Annotated in this window: 20 protein-coding genes and 1 tRNA gene; 15 read left to right on the top strand and 6 right to left on the bottom strand. The window is 55.8% G+C overall.

The window, feature by feature from the left end:
* The first annotated feature begins 89 nt into the window (after positions 1-89).
* The 9 genes from ACWKX3_RS01475 to yejF all read left to right on the top strand — a co-directional run bounded on the left by ACWKX3_RS01475 (position 90) and on the right by yejF (position 11680).
* Positions 90-1556 carry a mannitol dehydrogenase family protein gene (locus tag ACWKX3_RS01475; protein WP_454541156.1) on the top strand — a complete coding sequence of 489 codons (1467 nt, stop codon included), beginning with the start codon at positions 90-92 and terminating at the stop codon, positions 1554-1556.
* Between the two features lie 123 nt (positions 1557-1679).
* Positions 1680-2666 (top strand): CobW family GTP-binding protein, encoded by a 987-nt coding sequence (locus ACWKX3_RS01470; RefSeq protein WP_337285089.1) that lies wholly within the window; start codon positions 1680-1682, stop codon positions 2664-2666.
* Positions 2667-2699: 33 nt separating this feature from the next.
* Complete coding sequence (locus ACWKX3_RS01465) at positions 2700-3416, top strand: phosphatase PAP2 family protein (protein WP_454541155.1); 717 nt, start codon at positions 2700-2702, stop codon at positions 3414-3416.
* 411 nt (positions 3417-3827) lie between these two features.
* Positions 3828-4397, top strand: a complete 570-nt coding sequence (gene mepS, locus ACWKX3_RS01460) for a bifunctional murein DD-endopeptidase/murein LD-carboxypeptidase (RefSeq protein WP_006176441.1) — start codon at positions 3828-3830, stop codon at positions 4395-4397.
* Positions 4398-4524: 127 nt separating this feature from the next.
* A complete protein-coding gene (locus ACWKX3_RS01455) occupies positions 4525-6081 on the top strand; it encodes a cyclic di-GMP phosphodiesterase (protein ID WP_137849400.1) in 1557 nt (518 codons plus the stop codon).
* A gap of 73 nt (positions 6082-6154) precedes the next feature.
* Complete coding sequence (locus tag ACWKX3_RS01450; RefSeq protein ID WP_454541154.1) at positions 6155-7960, top strand: extracellular solute-binding protein; 1806 nt, start codon at positions 6155-6157, stop codon at positions 7958-7960.
* A 9-nt stretch (positions 7961-7969) separates the two neighbouring features.
* Positions 7970-9064, top strand: coding sequence for a microcin C ABC transporter permease YejB (locus tag ACWKX3_RS01445; RefSeq protein ID WP_006176444.1), 1095 nt, complete (start codon positions 7970-7972; stop codon positions 9062-9064).
* Positions 9064-10089 (top strand): ABC transporter permease, encoded by a 1026-nt coding sequence (locus ACWKX3_RS01440; protein WP_006176445.1) that lies wholly within the window; start codon positions 9064-9066, stop codon positions 10087-10089. Before ACWKX3_RS01445 ends, ACWKX3_RS01440 begins: the two co-directional genes overlap by 1 nt.
* A 1-nt stretch (position 10090) precedes the next feature.
* Positions 10091-11680 (top strand): microcin C ABC transporter ATP-binding protein YejF, encoded by a 1590-nt coding sequence (gene yejF / locus ACWKX3_RS01435; protein WP_006176446.1) that lies wholly within the window; start codon positions 10091-10093, stop codon positions 11678-11680.
* A gap of 3 nt (positions 11681-11683) precedes the next feature.
* Here the strand turns inward: yejF and ACWKX3_RS01430 are convergent, their stop codons facing one another.
* The 3 genes from ACWKX3_RS01430 to rsuA form a co-directional block, all read right to left on the bottom strand.
* On the bottom strand, positions 11684-12028 hold the full coding sequence (locus ACWKX3_RS01430) for a YejG family protein (RefSeq protein ID WP_042320285.1): 345 nt from the start codon (positions 12026-12028) through the stop codon (positions 11684-11686).
* Positions 12029-12307: 279 nt separating this feature from the next.
* Positions 12308-13504 (bottom strand): Bcr/CflA family multidrug efflux MFS transporter, encoded by a 1197-nt coding sequence (locus tag ACWKX3_RS01425; RefSeq protein WP_454541153.1) that lies wholly within the window; start codon positions 13502-13504, stop codon positions 12308-12310.
* A 15-nt stretch (positions 13505-13519) separates the two neighbouring features.
* On the bottom strand, positions 13520-14227 hold the full coding sequence (gene rsuA, locus ACWKX3_RS01420; RefSeq protein ID WP_088208074.1) for a 16S rRNA pseudouridine(516) synthase RsuA: 708 nt from the start codon (positions 14225-14227) through the stop codon (positions 13520-13522).
* A 151-nt stretch (positions 14228-14378) separates the two neighbouring features.
* On the opposite strand from rsuA, the gene ACWKX3_RS01415 reads away from it, so the two are divergent.
* Both ACWKX3_RS01415 and rplY read left to right on the top strand, forming a co-directional pair.
* A complete protein-coding gene (locus tag ACWKX3_RS01415; RefSeq protein WP_454541152.1) occupies positions 14379-16139 on the top strand; it encodes a DEAD/DEAH box helicase in 1761 nt (586 codons plus the stop codon).
* A 125-nt stretch (positions 16140-16264) separates the two neighbouring features.
* Positions 16265-16549, top strand: a complete 285-nt coding sequence (gene rplY, locus ACWKX3_RS01410) for a 50S ribosomal protein L25 (RefSeq protein ID WP_006176451.1) — start codon at positions 16265-16267, stop codon at positions 16547-16549.
* A gap of 51 nt (positions 16550-16600) precedes the next feature.
* On the opposite strand, the gene yejK is transcribed toward rplY, so the two are convergent.
* Positions 16601-17608: a nucleoid-associated protein YejK gene (gene yejK, locus ACWKX3_RS01405; RefSeq protein WP_006176452.1), complete on the bottom strand. Its 1008-nt coding sequence runs from the start codon at positions 17606-17608 to the stop codon at positions 16601-16603.
* A 157-nt stretch (positions 17609-17765) separates the two neighbouring features.
* Here yejK and ACWKX3_RS01400 point away from each other — a divergent pair, with 157 nt between their 5' ends.
* The 3 genes from ACWKX3_RS01400 to ACWKX3_RS01390 all read left to right on the top strand — a co-directional run bounded on the left by ACWKX3_RS01400 (position 17766) and on the right by ACWKX3_RS01390 (position 19922).
* Positions 17766-17993 (top strand): YejL family protein, encoded by a 228-nt coding sequence (locus ACWKX3_RS01400; RefSeq protein WP_001135586.1) that lies wholly within the window; start codon positions 17766-17768, stop codon positions 17991-17993.
* 19 nt (positions 17994-18012) lie between these two features.
* Positions 18013-19773: an LPS biosynthesis-modulating metalloenzyme YejM gene (gene yejM, locus ACWKX3_RS01395; protein WP_137272316.1), complete on the top strand. Its 1761-nt coding sequence runs from the start codon at positions 18013-18015 to the stop codon at positions 19771-19773.
* A 72-nt stretch (positions 19774-19845) separates the two neighbouring features.
* Positions 19846-19922, top strand: a tRNA-Pro gene (locus tag ACWKX3_RS01390).
* Between the two features lie 55 nt (positions 19923-19977).
* On the opposite strand, the gene ACWKX3_RS01385 is transcribed toward ACWKX3_RS01390, so the two are convergent.
* On the bottom strand, positions 19978-20238 hold the full coding sequence (locus ACWKX3_RS01385) for a DUF2534 family protein (RefSeq protein WP_042320288.1): 261 nt from the start codon (positions 20236-20238) through the stop codon (positions 19978-19980).
* A gap of 215 nt (positions 20239-20453) precedes the next feature.
* Here ACWKX3_RS01385 and eco point away from each other — a divergent pair, with 215 nt between their 5' ends.
* A complete protein-coding gene (gene eco, locus ACWKX3_RS01380; protein ID WP_454541151.1) occupies positions 20454-20957 on the top strand; it encodes a serine protease inhibitor ecotin in 504 nt (167 codons plus the stop codon).
* Positions 20958-21050: 93 nt separating this feature from the next.
* Here the strand turns inward: eco and mqo are convergent, their stop codons facing one another.
* Positions 21051-22700: a malate dehydrogenase (quinone) gene (gene mqo, locus ACWKX3_RS01375; RefSeq protein ID WP_454541150.1), complete on the bottom strand. Its 1650-nt coding sequence runs from the start codon at positions 22698-22700 to the stop codon at positions 21051-21053.
* Positions 22701-22757 lie beyond the last annotated feature (57 nt).

Raw genomic sequence — 22757 nt, 5'->3', positions numbered from 1 at the left:
TCGCGATATTTACGGCTTACCAATTCTCTTTGTTGTCATATAACTTTACACTGGCATTGTTAATTAATGGTTAATCAGGTGTGTATTTCATGAAGACAATTGCCTCCACCGCGCTTCCTTTCCACGTTCAACAGCCGCACTACGACCGTCAGTCACTGCGCTCGCGCATCGTCCATTTTGGCTTTGGTGCGTTTCATCGCGCGCATCAGGCATTGTTAACAGACCGGGTACTGAACGCAAAGGGGGGTGACTGGGGGATTTGCGAAATCAGCCTGTTCAGCGGCGACGTGCTGATGAGCCAGCTGCGCGCCCAGGACCATCTGTTTACCGTGCTGGAGAAAGGGCCTGACGGGAATCAGCCGATTATCGTCGGCGCGGTACATGAATGTCTGAATGCAAAACTCGACTCGCTGGCGGCGATCATTGAAAAATTCTGCGAACCGCAGGTGGCGATTGTTTCTCTCACCATCACTGAAAAGGGCTATTGCCTCGACCCGGCTACCGGCAGGCTGGATACGCAAAACGCCCGCATTGTCCATGACCTTGAAAATCCGTCTGAACCGCATTCCGCGCCGGGTATTCTGGTCGAAGCGCTGCATCGCCGCCGCGAGCGGGGGTTGCAGCCGTTTACCGTTCTCTCCTGCGATAACATCCCGAATAACGGACATGTGGTGAAAAACGCCGTGCTCGGGATGGCGCAAAAACGCTCCCCTGAGCTTGCCGCCTGGATTGATGCGCACGTCAGCTTCCCGGGCACCATGGTCGACCGGATTGTTCCGGCCGCCACCGAGGCCTCTCTGGCCGAAATCACCCAGGCCCTTGGCGTGGACGATCCCTGCGCCATCAGCTGTGAGCCATTTATCCAGTGGGTGGTTGAAGATAACTTTGTCGCCGGACGGCCAGAGTGGGAGGTCGCAGGCGTGCAGATGGTGCAGGACGTTTTGCCCTGGGAGCAGATGAAACTGCGGATGCTGAACGGCAGCCACTCGTTTCTGGCCTACCTTGGCTACCTGGCGGGCTACGCGCATATTAATGAATGCATGGAGGATGAGCACTTCCGCGAGGCCGCGCGCCGGTTGATGCTGGACGAACAGGCCCCTACCCTGCGCATTACGGATGTTGACCTCACCGCCTATGCCGACAGCCTGATCGACCGTTTTGCCAACCCGGCGCTTCAGCACCGGACCTGGCAGATTGCGATGGACGGCAGCCAGAAATTGCCGCAGCGGATGCTCGACGGCATCCGCGTGCATCTTGAACGTCATACCGCGTGGCCTCTGCTGGCGCTGGGCGTGGCGGGCTGGATGCGCTACGTCAGCGGCACGGATGACCAGGGAAACGCAATCGACGTTCGCGATCCGCTTAGCGAGAAAATCCGTGGCATTGTGAGCACCAGCAGCGAAGCCGATCGCGTCACCGCCCTGCTGGGGCTAAACGAGATCTTCGGCCACGACCTGCCGCAAACGCCGGCGTTCGTGGACGCAATCGTTCAGGCCTACCAGCGCCTCGTCCGCGATGGCGCGCGCCGGGCCGTTATCGAAACGTTAAATATTTAGCGATTATTGCGTTTAACGCGAACGGGGCGCCTCTCCGTTCGCGCCTCCCCTTCTCAATGCCCGTTTTTTTCGCCAGGATGATAGATTATCGGTTTAGCATTACGATTATCTCTCGGAGCACACGTGACCAAAACCAACCTCATCACCGGCTTCCTCGGTAGCGGCAAAACAACCTCCATTCTGCATTTGCTGGCAAATAAAGATCCGTCCGAAAAATGGGCCGTGCTGGTTAACGAATTTGGCGAAGTCGGTATCGACGGTGCGCTGCTGGCCAACAGCGGTGCGATGATCAAGGAGATCCCCGGCGGCTGCATGTGCTGTGTGAATGGTCTGCCGATGCAGGTGGGGCTGAACACGCTGCTCCGTCAGGGCAAACCCGACCGTCTGCTGATTGAACCCACGGGGCTGGGCCATCCGAAGCAAATTCTCGATTTACTGACCGCACCGGTTTATGAACCCTGGATCGATCTGCGCGCCACGCTTTGCCTGCTCGACCCGCGCCAGCTGCTCGATGAAAAAACGCTGAGCAATGAGAACTTCCGCGACCAGCTCGCCTCGGCAGATATCATTGTGGCGAATAAATCCGACCGCAGCACGCCCGAGAGCCAGGCGGCACTGGCGGCCTGGTGGCAACACGCGGGCGGCGGACGCCAGCGTGTCGAGACCACGCAGGGAAACATTGATGGCACGCTGCTCGATCTTCCTCGCCTGAATCAGACAGAACTGCCATCCAGCCCCGAGCACGCGCATCATCATGGCGTGAAGCATGGCCTGGCGGCGTTAAGCCTGCCTGAGCATCAGCGCTGGCGGCGTAACCTGAACAGCGGTCAGGGGCATCAGGCCTGCGGATGGATTTTTGACGCCGACACGCAGTTTGACACCATTGGCATCCTTGAGTGGGCCAGGCTGGCCCCGGTTGAGCGTGTAAAAGGGGTGATGCGCACGCAGGACGGCCTGGTGCGGATAAACCGCCAGGGTGAGGACTTCTTTATCGAAACGCAGAACGTCGCGCCGCCGGATAGCCGAATAGAGTTAATTAGTGCGGTTAACACCGACTGGAACGCACTCCAGTCCAGTCTGTTGAAGCTTCGTTTAAGTTCGGGTGGCTAACGTTGCCCCAGTTTTAACACTATGCTGAAGAATATGACGACTCGATACCCCCAGATATTACTGTTGAACGCTGCCGGGCTGGCGCTCTTTTTATCCTGGTATCTTCCGGTGAACCACGGCCTGTGGTTCCCGCTGGATTCCAGCATTTTCCATTTCTTTAATCAGGAACTGGTAAAAAGTAAGGCGTTTTTATGGCTGGTAGCGATTACCAATAACCGTGCCTTTGACGGTTGCTCGCTGCTGGCGATGGGCTGTTTAATGCTCTCCTTCTGGCTGAAAGAGGACAAAACAGGGCGTCGTCGTATCATAATGATGGGTCTGGTGATGCTGCTGGCGGCGGTGGTGATCAACCAGCTGGCGCAGCATCTGATGCCGGTTAAACGCGCAAGCCCCTCCCTGTCGTTCCCGAATATTTACCGCGTGAGTGAATTGCTGCATATTTCGACAAAAGACGCGTCGAAAGACAGTTTCCCTGGCGATCACGGCATGATGCTGCTTATTTTCTCCGCCTTCATGCTGCGTTATTTCGGTAAAAAAGCCTTTGCCATTGCTCTGGCCATCGTCGTGATATTTGCCTTCCCGCGCGTCATGATTGGTGCGCACTGGTTTACCGATATTGCCGTTGGCTCCCTGACGGCGGTGCTCATTGGGGCACCATGGTGCTTAATGACCCCCTTAAGCGACCGTTTAATTGCGCTTTTCGATCGTTATATGCCTGGAAATAGCAACAAAATTAAAACAAATATCTAACCTAAATTATCATCATCCATCAGGGATCGTTTGGGATCCCTGATGCGACTCCCCCCTTTCGCCTGTCTGGCTGTCATATTCTCGTCATCACATTCATGTTAGAAATGAATGAATTGCGCATTTAAGCAGCAATTTTGACGGCATTTTGCGCTATTGCAGTTATTCACTTTCTGTATCACTTTTTCTTATAAAAAAAAGGGTATTTTTGCTCGCAATAGCCCTTGCAATCGGGTAATCTCAGACTCGTTTTGCCCCACAAAGATAATTATTACTGTGGTGAATAAATTTGTGCGCTGTGCCACAGATTTGGCCATAAAGAATTGTCTGATTGTGCGCAGGTAATTAGTCTCGTCACGTTTGGCATTTTTATAACGATTTTTTCGTTAAGGACTTCAAGGGATAATAAACAACATGGTCAAATCTCAACCGATTTTGAGATATATCTTGCGGGGGATCCCGGCGATTGCAGTGGCGGTACTGCTTTCAGCATGTAGCACAACGAACACCGCGAAGAATATGCATCCTGAGACGCGTGTTGTGGGAATGGAAGATTCCTCTTCACTGCAAGCCTCTCAGGATGAATTTGAAAATATGGTACGTAATCTGGACGTGAAGTCCCGTATTATGGACCAGTATGCTGACTGGAAAGGCGTGCGTTATCGTCTGGGCGGCAGCACCAAGAAAGGCATTGATTGTTCCGGTTTCGTACAGCGTACCTTCCGCGAGCAATTTGGGTTAGACCTCCCGCGTTCAACCTATGAACAGCAGGTGATGGGCAAGTCGATTTCACGCACCAAACTGCGTACCGGTGATTTAGTCCTGTTCAAGGCAGGATCGACCGGCCGACATGTGGGCATCTATATCGGCAACGATCAGTTTGTCCATGCCTCCACCAGCAGCGGTGTGACCATCTCCAGCATGAACGAGCCATACTGGAAGAAGCGCTACAACGAAGCGCGCCGAGTTTTGACCCGCAGTTAATATAACTGTTGTATCGTGAGTTATCCCTTGGCTGGCGATACGATAAAGAAAGACACTGCTTCGGCAGTGTTTTTTTTTGCCCGTTACACTGAACACATTCAGCGGCCATTCAGGAAGCACGACGTCTATGTTTACCCGCTACTTTTTCAGCAATCGCAAAATAGCGATCCTCAGTATCCTGACAGGCCTTTTCATCGCCCTGCTTATGGGTTCAATACAGTTTTTTTGGAGCTATCAGAAGCGACAGGCCAAGTTTGATACCTTAATTTCAGACCTGAGCGTGTACATGGAGGGGTATTTCGGCGAGCTGAAAACTGCTATCGATGTGCTCCAGCCGCTCACGCTGAGCAACTGCCATGATGTGAGCGGCGAGCTGACCTCGCGCGCAGCCTTTAGTATCAACGTACGCGCCTTTTTGCTGGTCCGGGACAGCAATGCGTTTTGCTCATCCGCAACCGGGCCTATGCAGGTCCCCATGCAGGAACTCATTCCTGACCTGAATATCACTAAGCAGATCGATATGGCCCTTTTGCCAGGGACGCCCATGCTCCCCAACAAGCCGGCGATCGCCATCTGGCATCGAAATCCGCTGGTGAAAGACGGCGGCGTGTTTACCTCGGTGAACCTCAACCTGGCCCCCTACCTGCTCTACACCTCACGTCAGGACGCATTCACGGGAATTGCCGTCGTCATTGGCGATAAAGCGCTATCCACCATGTCCCCGAACCTGGTCAACGCGCACGACCTGAATCAACATCCGGCCCGCACCGCCACGCTTAAGGCCGTGCCGATCACCATCAAAATGTATGCGCAAGCCTGGACCACGGATGAAATGCTCTTCGCCCTGTTTTTCGGCCTGGTCTGCGGGATTGCGGGAGGCTCCCTTAACTTCTACATCCTGACCATTCGCCAGAACCCGGGTAAAGAGATTTTAACCGCCATCAAGGCAGGTCAGTTCTACGTGGTCTATCAACCGGTGGTGGATGCGAAAGAGCTTAAAATGCGCGGCGTAGAGGTGCTGATGCGCTGGAAGCACCCCACCATGGGCGAAATCCCGCCCGACGCCTTTATCAACTTTGCCGAAGCCCAGAAGCTGATCGTCCCGCTGACGCTGCATCTTTTCGACCTGATTATTCGCGATGCGCCGGTTTTACAAACGCTTTTACCGCCCGGCGCGAAGCTCGGGATCAACATCGCGCCAGGGCACCTGCACGCCGACAGCTTTAAAGACGATATGCGTACCTTTACCAGCCTGCTGCCTCCACATCATTTCCAGACCGTACTGGAGATTACCGAGCGCGATATGATCAACCATCATCAGGCCAATACGCTGTTTGAGTGGCTGCACAACGAAGGGTTTGAGATCGCCATCGACGACTTCGGGACCGGGCACAGCGCGCTTATCTACCTTGAGCGTTTCACCATGGACTACATCAAAATCGACCGCGGCTTCGTTAACGCCATTGGGACAGAAACCGTGACCTCCCCCGTGCTTGACGCCGTGCTGACGCTGGCGAGGCGGTTAAACATGTCCACCGTGGCGGAAGGTGTGGAAACCCCCGAACAGGCGGCCTGGCTGCGGGAGCACGGAGTGAACTTCCTGCAGGGCTACTGGATTAGCCGTCCGATGCCGCTGGAGCAATTCAGCCAGTGGACGCCGGATAAGCCGCAACCCCGCGAATAATTTCACAATCGCGTCGGCGTCACTTATTATTCAGTTTATCTGAGCCATTCGATACAAAGAGGGACCGCGGCCGATGGTGATGCGCGTAATACTGATGCTAATGGCATTCCTGTGCCTGCCCGCTCAGGCACAGACAATCAAAGAGAGCAGCGCGTTTGCCGTCATCGGCGAGCCGAAATATGCCGTTAACTTCACCCACTTTGATTACGTCAACCCCGCCGCGCCAAAAGGGGGAAACGTCACCCTTTCCGCCACCGGCACCTTCGATAACTTTAACCGCTACGCGCTGCGCGGCGTGGCGGCTGCGCGCACCGAATCGCTCTACGATACCCTTTTTGTTACCTCCGACGACGAACCGGGCAGCTACTATCCCCTGGTGGCGGATAATGTCCGTTATGCGGATGATTTTGCCTGGGCTGAAGTGTCGATTAACCCCCGCGCGCGTTTTCATGACGGCACGCCGGTAAAAGCCAGCGACATCGCCTTCACGTTCCATAAGTTTATGACCGAGGGCGTGCCGCAGTTTCGTCTGGTGTATAAAGGCACCACCATTAAGGCCATCGCACCGCTTACCGTGCGTATCGAACTGAGCGAGCCGAATAAAGAGAACATGCTGAGCCTGTTCTCCTTGCCGGTGATGCCGGAATCCTTCTGGAAGAACCATAAGCTCAGCGATCCGCTCTCCGTGCCGCCGCTGGCGGGTGGTCCCTACCGCATCACCGCCTGGCGGATGGGTCAGTATCTGGTCTATTCCCGCGTCAAAGACTACTGGGCCGCCGATCTGCCCGTCAACCGCGGGCGCTGGAACTTCGATACCATCCGCTACGATTACTACCTGGACGATAACGTCGCGTTTGAGGCGTTCAAAGCCGGTGCCTTTGATTTACGCCTCGAGAGCAGCGCCAAAAACTGGGCGACCCGCTACATCGGCAAGAACTTCGCTAAAAAGTACATCGTCAAAGACGAACACAAAAATGAGTCTGCCCAGGACACGCGCTGGCTGGCGTTTAATATCCAGCGTCCGGTCTTTGCCGACCGACGGGTCCGCGAGGCGATAACCCTGGCGTTTGATTTTGAATGGATGAACAAAGCGCTCTTTTACGGTGCCTACAGCCGCGCCAACAGTTATTTCCAGAATACGGAATATGCCGCCCGCGATTATCCCAATGCGGACGAGCTGGTCCTGCTGGCCCCGCTGAAAGCTGAACTGCCTCCCGAGGTGTTTACCTCCGTCTTTACCCCGCCGGTGTCGGACGGCAATGGCTTCGATCGCGATAACCTCCTGAAGGCCAGCCGGTTGCTGGACGCGGCGGGCTGGCCGCTTAAAAATCAAAAGCGGATCAACGCAAAAACCGGGAAACCGCTGAGCTTTGAGCTACTGCTCTCCTCGGGTGCTGATAACCAGTGGGTGATGCCGTTTAAACAGAACCTTGAACGCCTGGGCGTGACCCTGAATATTCGTCAGGTGGATAATGCGCAGATCACCAACCGCATGCGCAGCCGTGATTACGATATGATGCAGCGCCTGTGGTCCGCTCAGCCCTGGCCGAGCAGCGACCTGCAGATCGCCTGGGCCTCGAGCTATATTGACTCGAGTTATAACGCGCCAGGGGTGAAAAGCCCGGCCATCGATGCCCTCATCGCCAAAATTATTGCGGCGCAGGGCGATAAAGACAAACTGCTGCCCCTGGGCCGGGCGCTTGACCGGGTGTTAACCTGGAACTATTACATGCTGCCGATGTGGTACATGGGTGAAGATCGTACGGCCCGCTGGGATAAATTCTCGCTGCCGTCCGTGCGCCCCATTTATTCACTGGGTTTTGATACCTGGTGGTATGACGTGAATAAGGCCGGGAAGCTCCCTGCCGAGCGGCGCTAAGGAATAACCATGGGTGCTTATCTGATCCGTCGTCTGCTGCTGGTTATTCCAACGCTGTGGGCCATCATCACCATCAACTTTTTTATCGTGCAAATTGCGCCCGGCGGCCCGGTGGATCAAGCGATCGCGGCGGTGGAATTTGGCAACAGCGGCGCGATACCGGGCGGCGGCGGGGAAGGTTTAGGCGCAAGCCATGCCAGAACCGGCGTGGGTAATATCAGCGATAGCCATTACCGGGGCGGGCGCGGGCTGGATCCGGAGGTGATCGCCGAGATCACCCAGCGCTACGGCTTTGATAAGCCGCTGCACGAGCGTTATTTCACCATGCTGTGGAACTACGTACGTTTTGATTTTGGCGACAGCCTGTTTCGCAGCGCCTCGGTCCTGACCCTAATTAAGCAGAGCCTGCCGGTGTCGGTTACGCTGGGTCTGTGGGGGACGCTGATCATCTACCTGGTGTCGATTCCGCTGGGGATCCGTAAAGCGGTCCACAACGGCAGCCGCTTTGATATCTGGAGCAGCACGTTCATCATTGTGGGCTATGCGATCCCGGCGTTTTTGTTTGCCGTGCTGCTGATTGTCTTTTTCGCTGGCGGCAGTTACTTCGATATCTTCCCGCTTCGCGGGCTGGTGTCAGCCGACTTCAGCACCCTGCCGTGGTATAAAAAAATCACCGACTATTTCTGGCATATCACTTTGCCGGTGCTGGCGACGGTGATTGGCGGCTTTGCGGCGCTGACGATGCTGACCAAAAATGCGTTTCTCGATGAGATCCGCAAACAGTACGTGGTCACCGCGCGCGCCAAGGGCGTCGGTGAAAAGCAGATCATGTGGAAACACGTTTTCCGCAACGCCATGCTGCTGGTGATTGCAGGCTTTCCGGCCACCTTCATCAGCATGTTTTTTACCGGTTCGCTGCTGATAGAGGTGATGTTCTCCCTGAATGGCCTGGGACTGCTGGGCTACGAAGCGACCGTCTCTCGCGATTATCCGGTGATGTTTGGCACACTCTACATCTTCACCCTGATTGGCCTGCTGCTGAATATCATTAGCGATATCAGCTATACGCTGGTCGATCCCCGTATCGACTTTGAGGGCCGCTGATGCCGCACTTAAGCCCCGTTAATCAGGCCCGCTGGGCGCGCTTTCGTCATAACCGCCGCGGCTATTGGTCATTGTGGATCTTCGCCGTGTTGTTCGCGTTGAGCATGTGTTCGGAGCTGATTGCCAACGATAAACCCTTGCTGGTGCACTTCAACGACCGCTGGTACGTGCCCGTGCTGGCTAACTACAGCGAAAGCGATTTTGGCGGGCCCTTTGCCACACCGGCGCAATATCAGGATCCCTGGCTGCGTCAGCATATCGAGCAGCACGGCTGGGCGCTGTGGGCACCGATTCGCTTTGGCGCAAACAGCATCAATTACGCCACCCAGACCCCCTTCCCTTCTCCGCCCTCCCGGCAAAACTGGCTGGGCACCGATGCCAACGGCGGTGATGTGCTGGCGCGCATCCTCTATGGCACACGAATCTCGATCCTCTTTGGGCTGATGCTGACGCTGTTTTCCAGCGTCATGGGCGTCGTGGCGGGCGCCATTCAGGGCTATTACGGGGGCAAGGTCGATCTCTGGGGCCAGCGTATCATTGAGGTCTGGTCCGGCATGCCGACCCTGTTTTTAATCATTCTGCTTTCAAGCGTGGTTCAGCCGAATTTCTGGTGGCTGCTGGGGATCACCGTTCTGTTTGGCTGGATGGCGCTGGTGGGCGTGGTGCGCGCGGAGTTTCTGCGAACCCGCAATTACGACTACATCCGCGCCGCCCAGGTTCTGGGCGTGAGCGACAGCGGGATCATCTTCCGCCATATGCTGCCCAACGCCGTGGTGGCGACCCTCACCTTCCTGCCGTTTATTTTGTGCAGCTCCATTACCACCCTGACCTCGCTTGATTTTCTCGGGTTCGGGTTACCGCCCGGCTCCCCGTCGCTCGGCGAACTGCTGCTGCAGGGCAAGAATAATCTTCAGGCGCCGTGGCTGGGCATCACCGCCTTCCTCTCGGTGGCTATATTGCTCTCGCTGCTGATCTTCATTGGCGAAGCCGTGCGCGACGCGTTTGATCCTAACAAGGCGGTATAAGATGACGCAGCCTCTTCTGAGTATTGATCACCTGTCGATTGCGTTTTCCAGGCAGGGCGAAACGCGCAGGGTGGTCACGGATTTGTCTTTGCAGATCCAGCGCGGTGAAACCCTGGCGCTGGTGGGCGAGTCCGGTTCCGGCAAGAGCGTTTCGGCGCTCTCGGTGCTGCGCCTGCTCCCATCCCCGCCGGTCAGTTATCCGCAGGGCGATATTCTGTTTCACGGCAGCTCGCTGCTTCACGCCGATGAGCGGACCCTGCGCGGGATCCGCGGCAATAAAATTGCCATGATTTTTCAGGAACCGATGGTGTCGCTCAACCCGCTGCACACCCTGGAAAAACAGCTTTATGAAGTGCTGTCCCTGCACCGGGGCATGCGTAAAGAGGCGGCGCGAGGAGAGATCCTGGACTGCCTTGAGCGTACCGGCATACGTCACGCGGCCAAACGGCTAAGCGATTATCCCCACCAGCTCTCCGGCGGTGAGCGCCAGCGCGTGATGATCGCCATGGCCCTGCTCACCCGCCCGGAACTGCTGATTGCCGATGAGCCGACAACCGCTCTTGACGTCACGGTGCAGGCGCAGATCCTGCACCTGCTGCGCGAACTGCGTGACGAGCTGAACATGAGCCTGCTGTTTATCACCCACAACCTGAGCATTGTGAAAAAGCTGGCGGACAGCGTGGCCGTTATGCAAAACGGACGCTGCGTTGAGCAAAACCGCGCCGCCGCCCTGCTCAGTGCTCCACAGCACCCGTATACGCAGCGCCTGCTGGATAGCGAACCGTCAGGCGACCCGGTTCCCCTGAGCGCAGACAGCGTGCCGTTACTGCAGGTGAAGGATCTGGCCGTCTCGTTTCCGGTGCGCAAAGGCATACTGCGGCGCGTCGTTGACCACACAATCGTGCTAAAAAACGTCAGTTTTTCGCTGCGACCGGGGGAATCGCTCGGGCTGGTTGGCGAGTCAGGCTCGGGTAAAAGCACCACCGGCCTGGCGCTGCTGCGCTTAATTGCCTCACGGGGGGATATTATTTTCGACGGTATGCCACTGCACGACTGGAACCGGCGTCAGATGCTTCCCGTGCGTCCGCGTATGCAGGTTGTTTTTCAGGATCCGAACTCGTCGCTCAACCCACGGCTGAGCGTGTTGCAAATCATCGAAGAGGGGCTGCGCGTTCATCGCCCTGAACTGACGACCCGGCAGCGCGAAGACGACGTGATGCGCGTGATGGTGGAGGTAGGCCTGGATCCCGACACGCGGCATCGCTACCCGGCTGAATTTTCCGGCGGACAGCGCCAGCGCATTGCGATAGCCCGCGCGCTTATCTTAAAACCGGAGCTGATCATTCTTGATGAGCCAACGTCTTCACTCGACAGAACGGTGCAGGCGCAGATCCTGGCACTGCTAAAAGACTTGCAGGAAAAGCACCGCCTTGCCTATATCTTCATCAGTCATGATTTACAGGTGGTGCGGGCGCTGTGCCATCAGGTGATTGTGCTTCGGCAGGGAGAGGTTGTCGAGCAGGGGGAGTGCCAACGCATTTTCGCCGCGCCAACGCAAAACTATACGCGCCAGCTGCTGCAGGCAGACTAGCGCTTAGAAGGGATAGTGACCAGAGAAAGGCTCGGCAATCGCCACGCCAAAGTTTTTCAGACGACAAGTGGCGGCAAATTCGTCCTGGCTGTTGACGAACAGGCAGGGTTCGCCTTCGCACTCCAGCACGGAGCTGACCACTTCGATATCCGTCAACGCCTGGCTAAGACGTTCCATTACCGGCCATGCGTTTTCATCGCTCGGGCTTAGCAGCTTAAGCGCAACCAGACAATTCTCGCACTCTTTACCACTTTGCGGAATCGGTTCAACTTTTGAACCTGCAAAACCCGCCGACCAGCGATAGCTCTGGGGCAAGCGATGGACAATGGAGAGTTGTAATGTATTCACGTTCGTTCCCCGGAAGCAAAATTTACTTAACAATTTATTTACATTTATAGTAACACATCATCGCTAACCTGCACTGTTCAGCGCTTTTTATAGGAGTGGCAGCCTCGCGTCGGGGCTATATGTACCCGTTTCTGCGATCTAACTCAACCTTTTTAAATACAATGATGTGACTTTTTACACAAATAGATTTTACATAAAAGAAACAAACAGAGGGTAAACGAACGGGGGTTTGGTTGACATGTGTCAAAAAAAAGGCCCGAGTTGGGCCTTATTTATGCGCTAGTTCGCGACTTTTCGCGACCGGCTGGCGTACAGGTAAAAAAGAACCGAGCTTGTGGCGCAGAAAGCGATCGCCCAGAGCATCGGCCAGGCCGTGTTAAAGGTCGCCAGCGAAAGCAGCGCCCCCACAATCGCGCCGATGCCGAAGCGGAAGGTCCCCGCCAGCGACGATGCCGTTCCTGCCATGTGGGGAAACTCGTCGAGGATCACCGCCATCGCATTGGAGGAGATCATCGACACACAGCCGACAAACGCCGCAACCCCTATCACCAGCGCCCAGAAACCGATGCCAAAGAAGGCACTCACCACCAGCCATATCGCCATCACAAACTGGATCCACAGCCCGGCGCGGAACATATTCAACGCCCCAACGCGCCGTACGAAGCGGCTGTTAATGATGGTCATCACAAACAGGAACACGATGTTCAGCGCGAAGTAATAGCCAAAGTGCTGCGGGGAGACGTGGTTCAGCTCAATGTAGACAAACGGCCCGGCGCTCAGGAACGAAAACATCCCGGCGAAGCTGAAGCCGCTTGCCAGCATGTAGCTCAGCACGCGCTTGTGGCGGAACAGCGAAGCGAAGTTCCCGAGCGTGGTACGGATGTGGAACTTCTGCCGACGCTCAACGGGCAGCGTTTCATCAATAAAGAAGAAAATCATCGCCGACGCCAGCAGCGCGGCAATGGCCAGAATCCAGAAAATCGCATGCCAGCTGAACCACACCAGCACCGCACCGCCCACCATTGGCGCAACCAGCGGCGCAATGGTGGTCACCAGCATGACAAACGACATCATGCGGGAGAACTCTTCTTTCGGGTAGATATCACGCATCAGGGCATTAATCACCACGCTTGCCGCAGCCGCCGCCAGGCCGTGGAAAAAGCGCATGACGATCAGGTGATCGATTGTCTGCGCCAGGGCACAGGCCACCGCTGCGCCAGCAAAGATTAACGTCCCGCCAAGGATAACCGGTTTACGCCCGAGGCTGTCTGCCAGCGGGCCGTACAGCAGCTGACCGATGGCAAAACCGAGAATATAGGTACTGAGCGTCATCTGGGCGCTGCCCGCCGGTACGCCAAACTGCGCGGAAATCACCGGCAGCGCGGGCAGATACATATCGATAGACAGCGGCATCAGCATGGCCAGCAGGCCAAGAATGAAGACGATTTTGAAAGACGAGTGTGGCCTGGTGGTCACAGGGTTCTCCTGAAATTAACGCGAAGGTGTGCCTACGCTGGCGATCTCTTCTTCCGTCAGCGGGCGGTATTCGCCTGGCGCAAGTTCCGGATCGAGTTCAATGGCGCCAATGCGCTCGCGATGCAGACCCACCACCCGGTTGCCCACGGCGGCAAACATCCGTTTCACCTGGTGGTATCGCCCTTCGCTGATGGTCAGACGGACTTCCGTTGGGGTGATAACCTCCAGCACTGCCGGTCGGGTGAGATCTTTTTCATTGTGCAGCTGAACGCCTTTCGCAAAGTGTTCTGCCGTATCGTCCGCCACCGGCGACTCCAGCGTAACCAGGTAGGTTTTCTCGCAGTGGTGACGCGGAGAGGTAATGCGGTGCGACCACTGGCCGTCATCGGTCATCAGTACCAGACCGGTGGTGTCGATATCCAGACGACCGGCGGCGTGCAGCTTGTGCGCGACCGGCTCATCCAGAAAATAGAGCACCGTCGGGTGATCGGGATCGTCCGTTGAGCAGACGTAGCCTTCCGGCTTGTGAAGCATGAAGTAGCGCGGGCCGTTCTGCTGGGTAAGCGTGTTACCGTCATACTCTACCTGATGTTCAGGCTGGAGTTTGAACGCCGAGTCTTTCACAATGTCGCCATCCACGGTAACGCGGCTGGCGCGGATCTCGCGCCCTGCAATAGCGCGGCTTACGCCGAGTTGCTGAGCGATAAACTTATCAAGTCGCATGAAATCTTTTTAGCCTTAATGGTGCTGGAAGTCGGACAACGCGTCCGAAAAAGAAGCAGTCAAGAACGGTTCAGTATAATGGTCTGGTTGCGCCACTCAAGGGAAAAAGTTTCGTGGCATACTATATGCGAAATAACTAAACCGAGACCTCATGACTTTCACACTCCGCCCCTATCAGCAGGAAGCCGTTGACGCCACCCTGGCCTGGTTTCGAAAACACACAACGCCCGCGGCCATTGTGCTCCCCACCGGCGCGGGTAAAAGTCTGGTGATTGCCGAGCTGGCACGTCTGGCGCGCGGGCGCGTGCTGGTGCTGGCGCACGTCAAAGAGCTGGTGGCGCAGAACCACGCCAAATATTGTGCGCTCGGGCTGGACGCCGACATCTTCGCCGCCGGGCTGAAACGCAAAGAGAGCCACGGTAAAGTGGTGTTTGGTAGCGTGCAGTCGGTTGCCCGTAACCTGGAGCAGTTTCGCAGCGAGTTTTCGCTGCTGATCGTCGACGAGTGCCACCGCATCAGCGATGACGACGACAGCCAGTATCAGCAGATCCTGACGCATCTGAAAACGGTAAACCCGCAGATTCGCCTGCTCGGGCTGACCGCGACCCCCTTTCGCCTGGGCAAAGGCTGGATCTACCGTTTCCACTATCACGGCATGGTGCGCGGGGACGAAAAAGCGCTGTTCAGCGACTGCATTTACGAGCTTCCGCTGCGGTACATGATTAAGCACGGCTATCTGACGCCGCCCGAGCGGCTGGATATGCCCGTGGTGCAGTACGACTTCAACCGACTCCAGGCGCAGAGCAACGGATTGTTCAGCGAAGCGGACCTCAATCATGAGCTGAAAAAGCAGCAGCGGATCACGCCGCATATCATCAGCCAGATTGAAGAGTTCGCCCGGACACGCAAAGGGGTGATGATTTTCGCCGCCACCGTCGAGCACGCGAAAGAGATCACCGGCCTGCTGCCCGCTGACGATGCCGCGCTTATCACCGGCGATACCCCCGGCCCGGAGCGTGACGCGCTGATTGAGGCTTTCAAGGCGCAGCAGTTCCGCTATCTGGTCAACGTATCCGTGCTGACCACCGGCTTTGATGCCCCGCACGTCGACCTGATCGCCATTCTGCGCCCGACCGAATCGGTCAGCCTGTATCAGCAGATCGTCGGGCGCGGGCTGCGCCTGGCGCCGGGGAAAACCGACTGCCTGATCCTGGACTACGCCGGGAACCCCCACGATCTTTACGCGCCGGAAGTGGGCGCGCCGAAAGGCAAAAGTGACAACGTGCCGGTTCAGGTCTTTTGTCCTGCCTGCGGATTCGCTAACACCTTCTGGGGCAAAACCACCGCTGACGGCACGCTGATTGAACATTTTGGCCGGCGCTGCCAGGGCTGGTTTGAAGATGACGACGGCCATCGCGAACAGTGCGATTTCCGCTTCCGCTTTAAAAACTGCCCGCAGTGCAACGCGGAGAACGACATCGCCGCCCGTCGCTGCCGGGAATGCGACACCGTGCTGGTTGACCCGGACGACATGCTCAAAGCCGCGCTGAAGCTGAAAGACGCGCTGGTGCTTCGCTGTTCCGGCATGGCGCTGCAGCCGGGGGCGGACGAAAAAGGCGAATGGTTAAAAATTACCTATTACGATGAGGACGGCGCAGACGTCAGCGAGCGGTTCAGGTTACACACGCCTGCCCAGCGAATGGCGTTTGAGCAGCTGTTTATTCGCCCACATACCCGCACGCCGGGGGTGCCCCTGCGCTGGATAACGGTTGCCGATATCGTGCATCAGCAGGCGTTTCTGCGCCATCCCGATTTCGTGGTTGCCCGTCAAAAAGGCCAGTACTGGCAGGTGCGTGAAAAGGTCTTTGACTACGAAGGCCGCTTTCGCCGGGCAAATGAATTACGCGGCTGACGGGACTTTTCGTTGATGTGCGGGGCGTTTGAGTATAAAATGCCGCCCGCTTCACATCCGTGAGGCAGAACACTCACCTGCTGCTGGGTCGCCTGTAGTAGGGTTTTAAATACAGAGAGAAATCTATGTTCACTATCGAAGCAGAAGTACGTAACGTGCAGGGTAAGGGTGCGAGCCGCCGCCTGCGTAACGCTAACAAGTTCCCGGCTATCGTTTACGGTGGCGAAGCTGCTCCAGTTGCAATCGAACTGGATCACGACAAAGTATGGAACATGCAGACTAAAGCTGAATTCTACAGCGAAGTTCTGACCATCGTTGTTGGCGGTAAAGAAGAAAAAGTGAAAGTTCAGGCTGTTCAGCGTCACCCGTTCAAGCCAAAACTGTCTCACATCGACTTCGTTCGCGCGTAATCGCAAACTCGTCGAGAAAAACCCCGCTTCTGCGGGGTTTTTTTATGGCCGTTATTTACCGCCCGAGGTGCGGCGCTGCAGCTGATCGCGCAGGTTCGGCGGTGTGCCTTTGATGGTCAGCGTATCGGTCGCCGGATCCCAGAAGATACGTTCCCCCAGCAGCATGGCATCAAAGTTGATGGTTAAGCCGCCACCGCTGCCGGCAAATTTCGTCAGCTGACGCAGCGTGCTGCGATCCGCCGGGAAGCTCTCTTCAAGCTCATAGCCTTTTTCGGCGGTAAACTCCTGGAAGCTCACTTCGCTGACGCCCGCCAGCTCTTTAGAGAGCGACTCCAGTTCAATCTCCTCCCCCGCCTGCAGCTGTTCGTTACAGTAGCTATAAACCTGCTGACGCACGTTCTGGCGCTCGGATTTATCGAGCTGCGCTTCTGAGGTGAAGTCATCCACCGCCTGCAGCAGACCTTTGTTCTGCGCTTTCGCGTTCAGCCCTTCGCTCGCGCCGAGAAAGTCCATGAAGAAATCGGCCACCTTGCGGCCCACGCGGCCTTTCAGGAAGGTCAGATAACGGGTGGATTCCGGGTTGGTTTCCCATTCGGTCAAATCGATACGCGCGACGATATCCGCATGATTGATATCGAGATAGTGCGTGGAGCTGATGTCCAGCTGCTCGTTGACGCGCATGCTGCTTAAGTTGTTCAGCACCGTGACCAGTAAATACTCCACCGCCAGGTAACGGTAGTGGCAGAACAGCACGATACCGCCGTCGGCAAACGGGTATTTCGCCAGTTCATCACGCAAACGACCGGTTGCCGCGCGGCTGAACGCCAGGAAATCTTCTTCGCCCTGACGCTGCAGGCGCAGGCTATCAGCCAGTTCGCTCTCTTCGCTGAACAGGCCATAGGCTTTATTTTTTGCGCTGTAGACGCGGTGTAACTCCGCCATCATCTCTACAACGGTAGGCGTTGGTTCAAGTAACGAATCGCGCAGCACCACCTCAAGGGTTTGCTCATCACGCTTGATAAGCTGGTGCAAGGCAATCTGGTTGATTTCCAGACTCATGATAAACTCTCCTTTTAGACCGGGCGGTATTCAACCACCACCAACGCATGTGTGCAACAACCACCAACGCATGTGTGCAACAGAAGATAAAAAAGGGGAAAAAAAGCTGTTGCTACGGTAATATGTTGCCCTCTTATCAACAGACTGATTTTGATTTATGCCACAACATTCCCGCTACAGTGATGAACACGTTGAACAATTGCTCAGTGAGCTGGTCAACGTACTGGAAAAACACAAAACGCCGACCGATCTCTCCCTGATGGTACTGGGAAATATGGTCACCAACCTTATCAATACCAGCGTTGCTCCGGCTCAGCGTCAGGCGATCGCCAAATCTTTCGCCCAGGCACTGCAGTCATCTGTTAGCGACGACCAGGCCCACTAAGGGAAACGAACAACAGTTTATGGTGACGAATCGTCAGCGCTACCGTGAAAAAGTCTCCCAGATGGTTAGCTGGGGGCACTGGTTTGCCCTGTTCAACATCCTGTTGGCGATGGTGATTGGCTGTCGTTATCTGTTTGTCGCGGACTGGCCCACCACCTTAACCGGGCGTGTCTACTCCTGGATAAGCGTTGTCGGTCACTTTAGCTTTTTGGTGTTCGCTACCTATCTGCTGATCCTGTTTCCCCTGACGTTTGTCGTCATGTCGCAGCGTCTGATGCGCTTCCTGTCCGCGATCCTCGCGACAGCGGGCATGACGCTGTTGCTTATTGACAGTGAAGTCTTTACCCGTTTCCACCTGCATCTCAACCCCATCGTCTGGGAGCTGGTCATTAACCCTGACCAAAACGAGACCGCACGTGACTGGCAGCTGATGTTTATCAGCGTGCCCATTATTCTCCTGATTGAGATGCTCTTCGCCACCTGGAGTTGGCAAAAACTCCGCAGCCTGACGCGACGTCGCCATTATGCGAAGCCGGTCGCGGCGCTGTTTTTCATCTCTTTTATCAGCTCGCACATCATGTATATCTGGGCGGATGCGAACTTCTATCGCCCGATTACCATGCAGCGCGCCAACCTGCCGCTCTCCTACCCGATGACCGCGCGTCGCTTCCTTGAGAAGCACGGCCTGCTGGATGCTCAGGAGTATCAACGTCGTCTGGTTGAGCAAGGTAATCCGGAAGCGGTCAGCGTGCAGTATCCGCTGAGCGATCTGCGCTACCGCGATATGGGTCGCGGCCAGAACGTCCTGCTGATCACCGTGGACGGTCTGAACTATTCCCGTTACGAGAAACAGATGCCGGCGCTGGCCGACTTCGCCGGACAGAACATCACCTTTACGCAGCATATGAGCTCTGGTAACACCACCGACGCGGGGATCTTCGGCCTGTTTTACGGCATTTCCCCAGGCTATATGGATGGTGTGCTGGCCGCACGTATTCCGGCGGCGCTGATCACCGGGCTGAATCAGCAGGGATATCAGTTAGGGTTATTTGCCTCAGACGGCTTTAACAGCGCGCTGTATCGCCAGGCGTTGCTGTCTGATTTCTCCCTGCCTGCGCCGCGTAGTCAGTCCGACGAGCAGACCGCCAACCAGTGGGTTAACTGGCTGCAGCGCTATGCTCAGGAAGATAACCGCTGGTTCTCGTGGGTTGCCTTTAACGGCACCACGCTTGATGACAGCAATCAAAAAGGCTTTGCTCGCCGCTACAGCCGTGCTGCGGGTGATGTCGATGCGCAAATTGCGCGCGTGCTGAAGGCACTTCGCGACTCTGGCAAGCTCGACAATACGGTGGTAATTATTACTGCGGGTCACGGCGTGCCGCTGGGCGATGAGACTAAAAATATGGACTGGTCTCGTCCTAACCTGCACGTCCCACTGGTCATTCACTGGCCGGGCACCCCTGCTCAGCGCGTCACGATGCTGACCGATCATAAAGACGTCATGACCACGCTTATGCAGCGTCTGCTGCACGTCAGTACGCCAGCAAATGAATATTCGCAGGGACAGGATCTCTTCAGCGCCACGCGCCGACATGACTGGGTCACGGCAGCTGGCGGCAACACCCTGGCGGTGACAACGCCGGCGCTGACGCTGGTGCTGAACAGCAACGGCAGCTACCAGACGTACAATCTTCAGGGTGAGAAGCTCAAGGATCAGAAGCCGCAGCTCAGCCTGCTGCTGCAGGTGCTAACGGATGAGAAACGCTTCATCGCTAACTGATTAATTATAAACCAGTTAGCGTGGTCTCCCCTTGCATTCAAAAAGGATTCGAGTAGTATTCCTTTTATGCGTCGGCACGTAGCGCAGCCTGGTAGCGCACCGTCATGGGGTGTCGGGGGTCGGAGGTTCAAATCCTCTCGTGCCGACCAATCAAATACAAAAAACCCGCCTTATGGCGGGTTTTTTTATGGCTGACGCTCAGGCTTAGTGCTTGTCGCGCTCCCCGAGGAAGAAGATCCCCAGCGGAATGGCGAGCAGAACGGTGAAGACCAGGCTGTAGACAAAGATCATCGCCGACTGCAGCACATACATGCTGGTGGTCCAGGCGGAGAGCGGAATATTGTACTGCTCAATCACGCCCACAATGGTTGCCCGGCCAACGCACGCAGCGGCAATCAAAAACACAACCAGTAATGCCAGTAAAAACTTGCGGCCTTCAGCTGTTTTCAGTTTTGCACGAACCATCTTTCTCTTCCTTTTACAGATGAATAACATTTTTAACGCTTAAAATAACACGATCTCCCCCTCGACTCCACACCAGCACGAAAGACCAGTGATAGCGCCATAAGGCAGTGTATTCATCCATACATAATGAAAATGTAAGTAAATCACTCCAATCATTCATTTGAATTATGCTAATCTGGCAGCGAACGTTTTGACATAGACATAAAGGGATAACTGTGAAAAACGCATCTAAATTTGCCATCGCCCTGCTGGCTGCAGCCTGCGTCAGCACCAGCGCATTCGCCACCGACACCAAAAACGATCAGCCTCTGGAAAAAGTAGCCCCTTATCCGCAAGCGGAAAAAGGGATGAAGCGTCAGGTTATTCAGGTTCCGGCCCAGGAAAATGAAGCCAACTTCAAAGTTGAGTTGCTGATTGGTCAGACGCTGGAAGTGGACTGTAACCACCACCGTCTGGGCGGCAAGCTGAAGAGCAAAACCCTGGAAGGCTGGGGTTACGACTACTACGTCTTTGATAAAGTGACTTCTCCGGTCTCCACTATGATGGCCTGCCCGGACGGCAAAAAAGAGAATAAATTTGTGACCGCGTATCTGGGTGACAACAGTCTGCTGCGCTACAACAGCAAGCTGCCTATCGTGGTATACACGCCTGAAAATGTGGATGTGAAGTATCGCATCTGGAAGGCGGATGAGAACGTTGGGCAAGCGGTAATTCGTTGAAAAAAGTCGGGTGACGGCTTCGCCTTACCCGACCTGCAACACAGCAACGAATGTAAGCCGGGTAAGCGTTAGCGCCACCCGGCTTTTTTTATATTACAGTGCGATATCCGCGACCGGTTTATTTTCCGGCTGAGGTTTCAGCTCTGCCTTAGGTGCCGCGTCGGCGGCCTGCGGCTTGATGTACTGCAACTGCAGCACGCGGCTGGTGTATTCCAGCTCTTGTTCCGTCGCCTCAACGTTACCGTTCAGCTTCGTGCCGTAAGATGGAATGATGGTTTTCAGCTTCGCCTGCCATTCCGGGCTGGCGACTTTATCTTTAAACACTTTTTCCATCAGGTGCAGCATGATCGGTGCCGCGGTGGACGCGCCCGGTGATGCACCCAGCAGGGCAGCAATCGTCCCGTCTTTATCGCTCACCACTTCGGTACCCAGACGCAGTACCCCGCCCTCTTTAGGATCGCGTTTGATGATCTGCACGCGCTGGCCCGCCTGCCACAGACGCCAGTCCTCTTTCTTCGCCTGCGGATAGTACTCTTTCAGCGCCTCGAAGCGTTCGTCGTCAGAGAGCATCACCTGGCTAATCAGGTATTTCACCAGGTCGAAGTTATCCAGACCGACGTCGATCATAGGCTTCACGTTAGAGGTAGTGGTCGCGCTCAGCAGATCCCACAGCGAACCATTTTTCAGGAACTTGGTCGAGAAGGTTGCGAACGGCCCGAACAGCACCACGCGCTTGCCGTCAAGCATACGGGTATCGATGTGCGGAACGGACATCGGCGGCGCGCCGACAGAGGCCTGGCCGTACACTTTCGCCAGGTGACGGTTTACCACTTCAGGGTTTTCAGATACCAGGAACTGTCCGCCTACCGGGAAGCCCGCATAGCCATCCGCTTCAGGAATACCGGTCTCCTGCAGCAGCTTCAGCGCTGCCCCGCCTGCACCAATAAAGACGAACTTCGCTTTAATGACGTGCTCGGCTTCGTTGTTTTTCAGATCGGCAACGGTCACGCTCCAGCTGTTATCCGCGTTGCGCTTGAAGCCGCGTACTTCGGTGTTAAGCTGCAGCTTGAAGTTGTTTTTCTTCTGCAGGGAGCCAACCAGCTGACGGGTGATCTCACCGTAGTTCACGTCGGTACCAATTTCGGTACGGGTCGCCGCGACTTTCTGGTTCGGGTCACGACCTTCCATTACCAGCGGTGCCCACTCTTTGATTTGGGCGTGATCTTCAGAGTATTTCATGCCGCGGAACAGGGTGCTCTGCTGCAGGGCAGCGTAGCGCGCGCGCAGGAAGTTAACGTTCTGATCGCCCCACACGAAGCTCATGTGCGGAACGGTGTTGATAAAGGAGTGCGGGTTTTGCAGCACGCCGCTGTTAACCTGGTGAGACCAGAACTGACGAGAGATCTGGAACGCTTCGTTGATCTCTACCGCCTTCTCGATACTAATGGAACCGTCCTTTTTCTGCGGCGTGTAGTTCAGTTCCATGAGTGCCGAATGCCCGGTACCGGCGTTGTTCCAGCCGTTAGAGCTCTCCTTCGCCACGCCATCAAGGCGCTCGACCATGGTCATCGACCAGTCCGGCTGGAGTTCGTGCAGATAGGTGCCCAGCGTAGCGCTCATGATGCCGCCACCAATTAAAAGGACGTCCGTTTCCTGCTCTTCAGGCGTGTCGGCTTTCGCCGCCAGGGAGACGGTATTCAGCCCCACAGCCAGAGAAAAGAGCATGGCAGTCATTTTTTTCATAATTTATGCCTTCGTTGAATAGTACGTGATGCGTGGAAATTGCAGGTGAAACAGCTG

This window comes from Enterobacter sp. UPMP2052 (genome assembly GCF_053709675.1).
This window is presented reverse-complemented; position numbering and strand designations above follow the sequence as displayed.